This is a genomic window from Actinomadura sp. NPDC000929, from assembly GCF_040492065.1.
GTDB classification, from domain to species: domain Bacteria; phylum Actinomycetota; class Actinomycetes; order Streptosporangiales; family Streptosporangiaceae; genus Spirillospora; species Spirillospora verrucosospora.
Genome location: NZ_JBEUPA010000008.1, coordinates 20,438 through 32,627, shown reverse-complemented (window position 1 = coordinate 32,627; position 12,190 = coordinate 20,438). Strand labels below are relative to the sequence as shown.

General features: G+C 66.7%; 8 protein-coding genes. 7 read left to right on the top strand and 1 reads right to left on the bottom strand.

Annotation, left to right across the window (positions count from 1 at the left end; translation table 11 throughout):
- Positions 1–48: 48 nt before the first annotated feature.
- The 3 genes from ABWI04_RS05080 (at position 49) to ABWI04_RS05070 (ending at position 6,059) form a co-directional block, all read left to right on the top strand.
- On the top strand, positions 49–1,290 hold the full coding sequence (locus tag ABWI04_RS05080; RefSeq protein WP_353831590.1) for a metallophosphoesterase family protein: 1,242 nt from the start codon (positions 49–51) through the stop codon (positions 1,288–1,290).
- A 5-nt stretch (positions 1,291–1,295) separates the two neighbouring features.
- The gene (locus ABWI04_RS05075; protein WP_353831589.1) at positions 1,296–4,745 is read left to right on the top strand and encodes an AAA family ATPase; all 3,450 of its coding nucleotides are present in this window, start codon (positions 1,296–1,298) and stop codon (positions 4,743–4,745) included.
- A gap of 186 nt (positions 4,746–4,931) precedes the next feature.
- Positions 4,932–6,059: an EcsC family protein gene (locus ABWI04_RS05070; protein ID WP_353831588.1), complete on the top strand. Its 1,128-nt coding sequence runs from the start codon at positions 4,932–4,934 to the stop codon at positions 6,057–6,059.
- Positions 6,060–6,113: 54 nt separating this feature from the next.
- On the opposite strand, the gene ABWI04_RS05065 is transcribed toward ABWI04_RS05070, so the two are convergent.
- The gene (locus ABWI04_RS05065; RefSeq protein ID WP_353831587.1) at positions 6,114–7,247 is read right to left on the bottom strand and encodes a PDDEXK family nuclease; all 1,134 of its coding nucleotides are present in this window, start codon (positions 7,245–7,247) and stop codon (positions 6,114–6,116) included.
- Positions 7,248–7,576: 329 nt separating this feature from the next.
- Here ABWI04_RS05065 and ABWI04_RS05060 point away from each other — a divergent pair, with 329 nt between their 5' ends.
- From ABWI04_RS05060 to ABWI04_RS05045, 4 genes are all read left to right on the top strand, one after another.
- Positions 7,577–7,999 (top strand): hypothetical protein, encoded by a 423-nt coding sequence (locus ABWI04_RS05060; RefSeq protein WP_353831586.1) that lies wholly within the window; start codon positions 7,577–7,579, stop codon positions 7,997–7,999.
- Positions 8,000–8,020: 21 nt separating this feature from the next.
- Complete coding sequence (locus ABWI04_RS05055) at positions 8,021–9,841, top strand: relaxase/mobilization nuclease domain-containing protein (RefSeq protein WP_353831585.1); 1,821 nt, start codon at positions 8,021–8,023, stop codon at positions 9,839–9,841.
- 60 nt (positions 9,842–9,901) lie between these two features.
- The gene (locus tag ABWI04_RS05050; RefSeq protein ID WP_353831584.1) at positions 9,902–10,102 is read left to right on the top strand and encodes a helix-turn-helix domain-containing protein; all 201 of its coding nucleotides are present in this window, start codon (positions 9,902–9,904) and stop codon (positions 10,100–10,102) included.
- 459 nt (positions 10,103–10,561) lie between these two features.
- Positions 10,562–12,133, top strand: coding sequence for a site-specific integrase (locus ABWI04_RS05045; protein ID WP_353831583.1), 1,572 nt, complete (start codon positions 10,562–10,564; stop codon positions 12,131–12,133).
- The last annotated feature ends 57 nt before the right edge of the window (positions 12,134–12,190 follow it).

Below are 12,190 nucleotides of genomic sequence, written 5' to 3'. Positions count from 1 at the left end.
CCAGGGCCATCCCCGCATCGGTGCCGACCTCACATGAAAAGGGAGAGCATGAAGATCCTGCATGCCGCCGATCTTCACATCGACAGTCCACTGCGGGGCCTGTCTCGCTACGAAGGAGCTCCGGAGGACGACCTGAGGCTGGCGACTCGGAGAGCCCTCGAAAACCTCGTCCGGCTCGCGACTGACCTGTCCGTGGACGCCGTCCTGCTCGCAGGGGACGTGTACGACGGCGGTTGGACGGACTACCACACCGGCCTGTTCTTCAGCCGCCAGATGTCACGTCTCCGCCAGGCCGGCATCGGCGTCTACATGGTCTCGGGCAACCATGACGCGCAGAACCGCACAATGAAGGACCTCAAGCTCCCGGACAACGTGCACGTCTTCTCGACGGACGTGCCCGAGACCGTCCGGGACGAGAGGATCGGCCTCGCCGTCCACGGCCAGGGCTTCGCCGAATGGGACCTACGCGACAACCTCGCCACCGGGTATCCGGTGCGCGACGACGGCCTGTTCAACATCGGGCTGCTGCACACCGGCCTAGAGGGCGGATACACCGAGCACAAGCGGTACGCGCCCTGCACGATCGCGGACCTCGAGGCGTGTGGCTACGACTACTGGGCGCTCGGCCACATCCACACCCGGCAGATCGTCGCCCAGGAACCGTGGATCGTCTACCCAGGCAACATTCAGGGACGCCACGCCCGTGAGACCGGCCCGAAAGGGTGCACCGTCGTCACCGTCGACGACACTGACCTCCGCGTCCGCGCCGTGGAACACCACGACCTGGACACCGCCCGCTGGGAACGCCTCGACGTGGACGTGACCGGTCTCGACGACGTCGACCGCGTCCTCGGCGCCGTCCAGCGACGCTTCCAGGCCATCCCAGAGGAACGGCTGACGGCCGTCCGCGTCGCCCTGACCGGTGCCACATCCGCCCACACCGCGATGTGGAGGGACCGCGAACAGATGCTCAACCAGCTCCGGGCGGCGGCCGGGCACCACCCGCACCTGTGGCTGGAGAAGCTCGATCTCAAAACGACCGGTGAGGACCTCGGGGACTCCGGCGTCGACGCGGCTGGAGTCCTGGCCGACGTTCGCCGGGTGCTCAAAGCCCTTGGTGCCGACCCGGAGGGCCTCACCGCCGAGCTTTCTCGCCATCCGCTCGCCGGGGTGATTCCTTCCGAGGCCAAAGGGCCGGACGGCATCACCCCGGATGATCCGGCATGGGTGAGGAACCTGGCCGACGACGCCTACCAGCTCGTGGAGTCCCTCTTGCAGGAAGCACGGTGACCGGAATGCGCATCGACCGCCTTGACCTCATCGCCTACGGGGCCTTCGACGGCCACAGCCTGGAGGACCTGGGTGCTCCCGGCGTCCACCTGGTCCACGGCCCCAACGAAGCCGGGAAATCCACCGCCCTCAGCGCCTTGGCCCGGCTGCTCTACGGCATCGACCACGCCACCCCGTACGCGTTCCGGCACGGCGGCCGGACGCGGCTCGGCGCCCGGCTCTCGAAGTCCGGCGGAGTGGCCCTGGAGATCGTCCGCCAGAAGAAACGGAAGGACGTGCTGCTGGACGGTGACGGAAGTCCGCTCGGGCAGGAGGAGCTCGCCCCGTTCCTCGGTGGCATCGACCGCGACACCTTCACCACCGAGTTCGCCCTGAACAGCGACGAACTGCGTAGAGGCGGGGCACTGCTCGCCTCCGGCGAGGGGGACATGGCGCAATTGCTCGCCGCCGCACGATCGGGCATGCGCCTGAAAGCCGTTCTGGAGGCGATCGAGAACCGTCAACGCAAACTGTTCCTGGCTCGAGGGAGGACGACCCCCAGGATCAATGTCGCACTGAACCGCCTGAAAGACGCGCGGCATGAGGCCCGCGAAGCCACGCTGCGACCCGAGCAGTACCGGGGCGCCGAAGAGGCCGCGTCCGAGGCCGAAAACCAGTTCGCGGCGAACGAGAAGGAGCTGAAGGACAAACAGGCGCTCCGGGAGGCCAAGCGGCAACTCCTCGGGATGCTTCCCCTCCTGGACGAGCAGCTCGACCTGGAAGAGCGAATCGCGGAGATCGCCGCGCAGGGGCCGTCCGCCCCCGACGACATCCGTGAACAGCTCGGCGACCTCTTGACGGAGCAGAGCAACCACAACGCGGTGCGCGCGAAGAACGCGCCGTTCCTCGAGAACATCGATCAGCAGCTCGCCGAGATAGGCGACGACGGCTCCCTCCTCCCGCACGCTGCCGCGATCGGCCGACTCTCGAAGGACGTCACGGCGGTACTCGAGGCTGTGACGCGGCGGGACGAATCGTCCAGAGAGGCCGCGCGCATGCGAGTCGGCGCCGAAGCGCGGCTGCGCACCGTCCATCCGCATGCGACCGTGGCCGATGAGAACCTCTACCGGCTCCCCGCCGCCCTCCGCGCGACGGCCCAAAGCCTGAGGGACGAGGGCCGCAAGCGCCAAGACGCCCTTGGCCGCGCCCGGGATGAGGTCAAGCGGCACCGGGAGAAGAGAGAGCGGCTCGGCAAGCAGCTCATTTCCCTCCCGGCGGCCGAGGATGTCACGCAGCTGAAGAACGCGCACGCCGCAGCCCCTCACGAACTGCCGGACAAGGTGGCGGACCTCCAGGCCACGGAGAAGAAGCTTGCGGGGCGGTTCCAGCAGACGCTGAACCAGCTGGAACTGCCCGAGCTGACACCCGCCGACGTCCTGAACCTTCGACTCCCCGACATCAGAACAGTCACCACAGCCGAGGCCGACTACCGCGAACTCGACAAGGGGCTTCGCGAACGCGCCGCAGAACTCGATCAAGCTCAGCGGCAGCTGGCCAAGGGCAGAAAGGAACTTGAGCGCCTCGTCACAGACGAGTCCCCGCCGACCCGCGACGAGCTCCGTGACCAGCGAAGGTTGCGGGACGGACTCATCACCCGGTTCCGGGACGACCCCAGTGCCGAAAGCTCCCTCCGGGAGGCCGTTCAGCGAGCCGACACCACCGTCGACCAGATGCTGCGGCACGCGGAGGAGGTCAACAAGAGGGCCGAAACCGAACGTGAAATCGCCGAACTGGAATCCGCCATCCCCGAACTTCAGGCGGCGGTGGAAGAGGCGCAGACCAACTTGGCGCAGGCTTGCCAGGTCTGGGACGTCCTGTGGAAGGGCTTTCCCGGTGTGACCCCCGAGCCCGACCGAGGAGCGGGCGTCCTGGACACCTTCGGAAGGCTCGAAAACGAAGCCCGGGACCTCGAGGACTCCCGTATTGACCTCCACGAGCAGCGTGACCGCATCTCCGCCCACACGGCTCGGCTCAAGGAACTGCTGCGATTCGACGACGCACCGGCAACCGCCGGCAACGCCCGCGCTGCCGCGCTGTTCACCGAGGTCCTTCGCACGGCCCGCGCCCGGATCGATGAGCACGACGCGAGCGCCGCGGCACGGACGGCGGCGCGGCGCGACCTCGACAACGCCGAGATCGAACTCGCCGAGGCGGAGGCCGCCGAGGCCGACGCCGAGAGGGACGTGACCGACCACGGGAAGCAGTGGCAGCAGTTTCTCGGCACCGCCGGCCTGCCCGCCGACCGAGACTTCGACACCGCCTTGACCGAGCTGGACGCCCTGTTCCAGGTAGCGACCGAAGTCGACGCCGTCGCCGCGACCGAGGACGACCTCCGGCAGGCCGAACAGCGGATCTCCGAATTCGAGCGGCTGTTGCAGGACACCCTTCACTCCTGCGGGCGGAATCTGCCGGCGTCCTCCATCGGCTGGCAGCAGGTCATCGACACCCTTGGGCAGGACCTGCAGCAGCAGCGGGAGGATGACCAGAAGCGTCGCGGCCTGCTCGACCACAAGTCGGGGCTCGTCAAGCAGATCGAAGAAGCCGAACTCGAACTCAAGGGAATCGACAGCCGCCTGCAGGACTTCTGCGCACGCCTCGGCGTGTCCTCGCCCAGCGAGGCGGAGGACGCGGTGGCACGCGCCCGCGACCTGAGGGAGAAGTCCACCGCCCTGGCGAAGATCCAGCGGGCCCTGCCGGCCGGGTCGAGTCTTATCCAACTCCGCCGGCAAGCGGAGGAGACGTCCACCGATGAACTGACCGGCGAGCTGGCCGAACTCGACCACCAGATCGAGGAGCTCGAAGCGACCAAAGACGACTGGTTGGAGCAGCGGACGACGCGACGGGACGCGCTCGGCAGGCTCAACGGCAGCGGGGACGCAGCCCGCGCCACCGCCGACATCGCCGCGATCTGCGCCGAATTGGCCGAGGACGCCGAGGAGTTCCTGCGGCTGGAGGCCGCGCGGATCGCCATCCGGACCTGCATGGAGGACTATCGGAACAGCGATCAGGAACCCGTCCTGGCGGAGGCCTCAGAGATGTTCGCCAAGTTGAGCCTCGGCCGCTATTCGGGTCTTGAACTGTCCGACGAAGAGCGCCCCACCATCCTGGCCAAGTCGTCCACGGGAACGCTGCTGGCGCCCGCTGCCCTCAGTGAAGGCACGCGCGACCAGCTTTACCTGGCCCTGCGCCTGGCCACACTTGGCCGCCATGCCGCGGACGGCAACACCCTCCCGATCGCCATCGACGACATCTTCATGACATTCGACGAGGCGCGTACCGAGGCGGCGCTGCGAGTGCTCGACGGCCTGGCGGACCGTTTTCAGGTCATCGTGTTCACGCACCACAAGCACGTGATCCGCAGTGCGGCCAAGGAACTACCCGTCGGCCGGTGCCACGTACACCAGCTGCCGAATTAGCCCTGACGGCGTTAGAACTTGAGGCCCTCGGGGTCCTCTCTCTACTCATGTGGATCATTTTCAACGCTCTCGACGAGCCTCCAGGTTCCGTACTTCGATCAGGAGATGGCGGCACGCCGTGCCGTAGTCTTCGCCAATGCCCACCGACGATGTCCGGCGCGGCACCCCCCACGGTAAGGAGATCACATGCAGGACCCTTTGGACTCGATGGAGATCTCCGAGCCCGAGACCTACGGCCACAGCACCACATCTGACTCCCCTCTCGCTGACGATCCGACACCGGACGCGGACGGCGACTCGGCAACGGGACCGAGGGTCCCGCAAATGTCCCCGTACGAAGCGCGCATCTGGACGGCGCTCGAAACCCACTGGCAGCGCAAGGCCGATCGACGCCAGTTGTTGCCTGCGAAGGCTCGAGTCGCCATCGAGGCCGCTGGGTCGAAGACGAAAGATGCCTTGGGCCGTGCGGGAAACGCAGTAGCGGAAGCTACACCAGATTCCGTCAAGGCTTTCGGCGAGCGTGCAGCCGACACGGTGCTCGCTCCAGCGGTAGAGGGTGCTATCCGGTTGGTCGACCTGGTCAACGATTGGGCAGTGGAGCTCACCGATCCGCAGAAGGTCATCGACTTCCATCGGAGCCGTGGTCGCGATGTGTCTTCAGTTGACGACCTTCGTAGTCTGGACCTCGCAGAACTCGATGAGGTCGTCCGGAACCTAGTACTGAAATGGCGCTCCCTTGGAGCTGCTGAGGGAGCCACGCTTGGCGCCCTCGCTCTCGTTCCGATCGCGGGTGGGGCAGCGGCGATCTCAGCGGACATCGTCGTCATGCAGGTGCTCACAACGGCGATTGCAACCCGCGTCTGCTACGCATACGGTTTTGACGCGACTGACCCGGAACTTCAGCACGTCGTGGAGCGGATGGTAGCTCGGTCTTTTGGCGAGCAGATTCCAAAGGCGTCCACAAACCGCAGTGCGAATCTCGCGGCGGCGGCTGCCAAGGGCCGTAAGAAGTGGAGCGCCAAACTCCGTGACGACCATAAGCTCCTCGCGGCTCTCGAGAAGCTGATGAAGCAGTGGAGCAGCAGCTCCCGTGTTCCTGTCGACAAAGTAGCGAAAGGTATTCCCGTCGTCTCGATCGTGACGTCGGCTGGAACCAACGCCTGGGTCATTGGGGACGTTGCGAAGCAGGCTCGTCTCTACGCTCAGACCCTCTTCCTTGCTGAGAAGTATGATCTGCCCCTGCCCCCTCGGTTGACCAAATTCGCCAGCGAGCCAGACGGAAAGGATTCGGCGGACGATTTCGAGGCGAATTAGCAGGTCCTCTAGAGTGCGTAGAGCGCGAGAGAGATTCGTCCTCGGATGGGCCGCTCATCCTGCTGCCTCTCTATAAGCATTGGTGAGGGCCTCCAAGAGGTCGTCGGAGACCTCGTGGGTGACGTTGCCCCGCTTCAGCGTGGCCTGTAGAGCCGTTTCGACGAGTGGGATCGAATGGGGTGCCCGTCGCTCGAACACGCCTCGCCAGAACTGCAGGTAGACCGATTTGGTGTCCTTATAGATGGTCACCAGGCCCGCATCGCCAGGTAGGCGAGGGAGCAGCGTGGTGATCCCTGCTTTTCCCTGGTAGGTGGACAGGTCTACCAGCCGGTCTCGCTGCAGTGCCTCTGCCCACCGGGTGAGCCTTTCGAGCAGCTCCCGTTTGTCGGCTGGCGCGTCCGCGATGACCGCGCGGAACTCCTCGGAGCCTAGGACCGTGCGCTGTCGCTCGGTCACCTCGGCCGTGGACAGCTCCCGGTCCCGTCGTGCGGGTTCAACGCGCTGGGGCACGAGGACCTGCCCGCCGTTCACGTCGTAGACCGAGACGGTGACGAGATCGATGACGATCCCTTGGGTCACCGATTCCAGATAGCCGACGATCTGCGCCAACTCATCCGGAACGCTGTCGAGGACGACGACCAACCGGAAACTGCCCTCCGCCAGGCTTTGCGCGAGTCCTTCGGTGAACGCCTGCGGATCCACGGAGTGCTCCTGATCATCTGCCTCGACAGCGCTCACTACCGTTTTGAATCCGCGCTGGTTCAGGTGGGACGCCAGGACCTGCGACTCAAGCTGGCCGGCATCAAGACCCTGGAGGTATGCAGCGTACGAGAGGACCTGGGCCACCACCGCGCGGCGAGCCTCAGAGTTCCCGGCCAGCTTCACCTCCACGATCACCATCTGCCCGGATGGCTCCACAGCCACAAGATCGGCATATCCGCCGCCCAGCCGTACTTCGCGCCCCAGCACCGTGATCCGCGGAGAGCCGGCCAGCGGCAGAATCTGTGGACTCTGCTCGACGAGGTCGTGCAACGCTGCCTCAGCTGGATAGCCGCTCGGCGTGAGAAGGCGCCACTTTCCGCTTTGATCGGTTCTCCAGATAGCCGTCACAACCTGAACATAACGCCCGAAGGTATGACCAGCCCAGCTTTTCCAACAGCCGCAGGCGACGTTGACGATCGCCCGCACTGATCGGCTCACGGTCGCAAATCGTTATCCCGAAGTCGGCACACCGAATCGGATCTCAGCCCTGTGTGCCGTACCGCCCCGGCCGGGCGAGCTATACGCATCCGCCTCTCGGTGTGTTGATTTTAAGCGTCAGTACGACACACCGATGCTTGAAGTTGTCGTTTCGCATGCGATGAGAGAAGCTGGGCGCCAACGCTGCGCCCTGCGCCCTTGGTCCCGCTGGCGCAGAGCGCAGGGCAAGAAATGGAAAACGCAAGCGTTATCGGGCGCGGACCGGGCGCGGTCCGCAGTGGGAGAGGGATCGGGCGCGATCCCAGGTCAGGAGGCTGATGGTCGAAGACGGGCGTGGCGAGTCCTCGTCGAGCATGGCGAGGCGACGCAACCGCCGAGCTCATGGCGAGTCGAAGCGGAGGCGGGTGTTGTACATCCTGTTGTCGGACGACGAGCACGCGGCGGTGTCGAGAGCCGCCGAGCGTGAGCGACTGGCGACCGCGGCCTGGGCAGCGCTGACGCTGCTGGCCGCTGCGAGCGGGACGCCGCGAGCAGAGCACAACGAGATGCGCGAGGTACTGCAGGCCGTCATGCAGGCGCGTGGGCAAGCGCAGCGGATCGGCGTCAATCTCAACCAGGCGGTCGCCGCGCTGAATTCGGGGGAGGTGTCGTCGACGATCCAGTGGTATGCCCGCGCCGCCGCGCAGACGGTCCGCAAGCTGGACGACCTGGCCGAGGAGTTGAGAAGGCGGCTGCCGTGATCGCTCTTTGAGCGTTGCGTCGTGATCGGGAAGGTCTTGCGGGGCGTCCGGGTCCAGGGGTTGCTGCGCTACCTCTACGGCCCGGGCACCAACGGCGAACATCACAACCCGCACATCGTGGCGGGCTTCGAGGACGCGGCCGATCTGGAGCCGGGGGTAGGGCCTAATGGTCGCCGCGACTTTCGTCATTTGGAGGGCCTGCTGACACAGCCGCTGGCGTTGCTCGGTGAACGGAACTACCGAAAGCCCGTCTGGCACTGCGCGGTCCGGGCCGCTCCTGAAGACCCGGTCCTCACCGATGGGCAATGGGCGCAGATCGCGGCCGAGATCATGAGCCGGACCGGCTTGGCGCCGACGGGGGACGTGGACTCCGTTCGCTGGATCGCCGTCCGCCACGCCGACGACCACGTCCACATCGTTGCAACGTTGGCGCGGCCGGACGGCGTCCGTCCAGAGGTATGGAACGACGGGTACCGGGTCCGCAACGCGTGCCGGGCGGTGGAGGAGCTGTTCGGTCTGCGTTCCACGGCGCCAGCGGACCGGACAGCCGCCCGCCGTCCCAAACGCGGTGAAACAGAGAAGGCCGTCCGCCGTGGTCAGCCGGTGCCAGCCCGTACCGTCCTGCGTCGCAAGGTCCAGACGGCGGTCGCCGGCGCCTGCAGCGAGAGCGAGTTCTTCGAGCGCCTCCAGGCCGACGGTGTCCTGGTGCGGCAGCGGTTCAGCCAGCGGACGGCCGGCGAACTGACCGGGTACGCCGTGGCTGCACCCGGCGACGTGAACGCGGACGGGCAGCCCGTCTGGTACGGGGGAGGCAAGCTCGCCTCCGACCTCACACTGCCCAAGCTCCGCCACCGCTGGGCAGGCGCGGACGGCTCGGTCCGCGGCTCGTCCGCCGTCCGTCCGCTGGACGGACGGCACCTGTCCGAGCGGACGAAGCGGGCCGTGCTGCGGACGACCGTCCGCCGCGCCGCGGACGAAGCCCGGACGACCAACGAGTTCCTCAGCCGCCTCCAGGACTACGGCCTCCTGGCCAAGGTCCGCGACAGCCAGCACACGCCTGGCCAGATCACCGGCTACGCCGTCGCGTTCCCCACAGACCACGGTGACGAAGAACCGACCTGGCACGCGGGAAGCCGCCTTGCAGACGACCTCTCAATCACGCGGCTCCAGCAACGCTGGGCCTCGCCCGCCGCCGACCACGCGCCAACTGTCGACGACGACCTCACGACCGAGGAACGGCAGGCGTTCTACGACGACGCCGCCCGTGCCGCTGCCCACGCCACTGCTCATCTCCGGCGCGACCTGGCTACCAATCCACACGCAGGCCAGGACGCCTGCTGGGCTGCGTCCGATGCCCTTCACGCGGCTGCCCAAGCAACCGGGAACCACCACCTCCGCCGCGCAGCCGACACCTACGCCCGCGCTGCCCGTGCACCCTATGGGCGTCTTCCTCGCCCGACTCCTGCTGGCAACGCCTTGCGCACCACGGCCCGGCTCCTCGCGCTAACCGGCGTCATCAAGGACCGGACGGCGGTGTCGATGATGCTGCTGGTCTCCAGGCTCATCACCCTGCTCGACACCATCGCCGAGCTCCGCCGACTCCAGGGCCGCCACGCGCAAGCCGACGCCGCCCGAAGAGCCGCCTCGCAGGTCCGCGCAGCAAGACCCGCCGACCCCGACAACGTCCCACGTCCACCCGCAGAGGCAGCCATGCCCTCGCAAGCGCGCCTTGCCATGGCCGCGTTCCCCAACCCGTGGGCTCCGCTGCTATCCACGACATCCAGCCGCCCCGCACCGCCCAACCCCACGGCACCAACCCGCCCAAGCCGCCCGCGCCGCTAACAAGTTCGCCATGGCGAAGCATCACCCCACCTCCACACACCAAGACACGGAGGCATCCGAATGCAGACCATGCACCACAAAGACCTCGACACACTCCCCACGGTCGTCAGCATCATGACTGCTGCTCGCGCACTTGGCCTGTCGCGTACGTACGCCTACGAGCTAGCGAAGCGTGGCGACTTCCCCTGCCGCATCATCCGAGTCGGCACCACCTACCGCGTGCCGACCGCGGAACTCCGCAAGCTGCTCGGCGTCACGTAGTCCTCAGGAGTCGGCTGGCTCGCTGATTCCGAGTGAACCAAGGAGCGGCTGGCAAGTCCGGAGAGAGACCGCCCGGCGCCGGGATGGCGACGAAGCTCGGCATCCCGGTGCAGGGCGTCTGACCTCGGCTTTCAACCACCAAGGCTTTGCTTGAAAAGATCTACCTGCCTGTAGTTGACTCACCGTGAGCGTGCAGCAGCAGAACGCCACTGCCTCCTTTCCGTGCCCCGGGACCTCCCGTCACCCCCTGCCCGTGAAGGCGATCGAGGGCCTCGCTGCCCGGCAGGAAGCGTTCTGCGAAGCCCCTTACACCCGCCTGAAGCTCACCGAGATTGACGAGGAGCTCGGCGCGAATCGAGTGGTGTCCGACTGGGAGACGGCCTCGCGAATAGAGAGCTCCCGCAGAGCCGTTTCGCAGCCCCCGCCACCACGGAACGAACCGTTCCCGAAGGAGGAGACATGCGAGGTACGACCTACAAGCGTTGCGGTTGCCGTAATCCCGAGACCGGCGAGAAGTACCCCGCGGGCAAATGCCCGAAGCTGGTCAACCGCGACCACGGAGCATGGTGGGCGCGCTACGACGCCCCCGCAGGAAGCAGCGGCCGACGAAGACAGCCGACCGTCGGGCCATTCAAGACCAAGAAGGCGGCGCAGCAGGCACTCACGGAAGAGCTGGCCAAGTTCGAGATCCATGGACGGCAGCTGGATCGGAGCCTGAAGACGGGCGCGTACCTGGAGACGATCTGGCTTCCGGCTAAGAAGGAGAGCCTGTCCACCTCGACGTTCGCGGACTACACGGAGATCGTCCAGCTCTACCTGGCGCCCGGCCTGGGACACCTCAAGCTGGTCGACCTCAGGGACAAGCACGTGATCGCCCTGTACGAGGCGATCATGCAGATCAACCGCCCCCTCCCCGAGGGAGCGAAGCCGAGCGAGATGCTCCGGCGCCTGCTTGAAGTCCGCGCGTACTCAACGCGACAGCTCAAGGTCGGAGAGGCTCCCCGCCGCAAACAGACCAAGCCCATCTCCCCGACGCGGGTGAGGAAGATCCATGCGGTTCTGCTCTCGGCGCTCAACTGGGCGGTGAAGTCCAAGCGCCTGAGGGAGAACCCGATCGCGCACGTAGAAACACCTCGCGTCAGGGGAAGGCGGGCGAAGCCGCTCGTCTGGACGACCGAACGCGTCCAGCGATGGCAGGAGACCGGAAAGGTCCCTGGACCGGTGATGGTCTGGACGCCCGCCCAGACGGGCGCCTTCCTCGACTTCATCGCGGACGAGCGGTTGTACGCCCTCTTCCACCTGGTCGCCTTCCGGGGGCTGCGTCGAGCCGAGGTCGCAGGACTGGCCTGGGCGGACACCGACCTCCAGGGCGCGGGCACGCTGACCGTCCGCGAGACACGTCCTGGTTCCGAGAGCCAGGCCGACGAATACGACGACACCAAATCCGAGGCCGGCGAGCGCACCGTGGCGCTGGACGAGGCGACTATCTCGGTACTGCTGGACTGGCGGGCCGTTCAGGAACGAGAAAGATCCGCCGCTGGCCCCGAGGTATGGGTGGACTCCGGACGGGTCTTCACCCGCGAGGACGGGGCACGGCTGCGTGCCCCGTGGATCTCCACGCGGTTCGAGGAACTGATCAAGAAGTACGGACTCGTCCAGGACAAGCACTCCGTCGAGGGCTGGGCCATCGACAGGATCGCTCGTCACCATCGGATCTCCGTTCGCACCGTCCAGGTGGCGACGGGAGGTGAGCCGCTGCCGCCGATCCGCTTCCACGACCTACGGCACGGAGCCGCGACGCTCGCCCTGCTCGGCAACGTCAACATGAAAGTGATCAGCGAGACTCTCGGCCACGCCCGCCACTCCTTCACCGCCGACACCTACACCTCAGTACTTCCCGAGGTGTCCCGGGCAGCCGCCGAGGCGGTGGCCGCGGTCGTCCCTCGTCGGACGCGGCAGAGCACACCTGACGCCGCCAACGTGATCTCGCTTGCGGACCGACGCAACCGGCGCGGCCAACACGCAGGGTAGTCAGAGCCGAGACGGTCAGCACCCGCATCGTCCGGCGACGAAAGCGCTCCGACGACA

Excerpts from the sequence above, each read along its gene's own strand:
- ABWI04_RS05080 (WP_353831590.1), top strand. The coding sequence starts at position 49 with ATGAAGATCCTGCATGCCGCCGATCTTCACATCGACAGTCCACTGCGG.
- ABWI04_RS05075 (WP_353831589.1), top strand. The coding sequence starts at position 1,296 with ATGCGCATCGACCGCCTTGACCTCATCGCCTACGGGGCCTTCGACGGC.
- ABWI04_RS05070 (WP_353831588.1), top strand. The coding sequence starts at position 4,932 with ATGCAGGACCCTTTGGACTCGATGGAGATCTCCGAGCCCGAGACCTAC.
- ABWI04_RS05060 (WP_353831586.1), top strand. The coding sequence starts at position 7,577 with ATGGTCGAAGACGGGCGTGGCGAGTCCTCGTCGAGCATGGCGAGGCGA.
- ABWI04_RS05050 (WP_353831584.1), top strand. The coding sequence starts at position 9,902 with ATGCAGACCATGCACCACAAAGACCTCGACACACTCCCCACGGTCGTC.
- ABWI04_RS05045 (WP_353831583.1), top strand. The coding sequence starts at position 10,562 with ATGCGAGGTACGACCTACAAGCGTTGCGGTTGCCGTAATCCCGAGACC.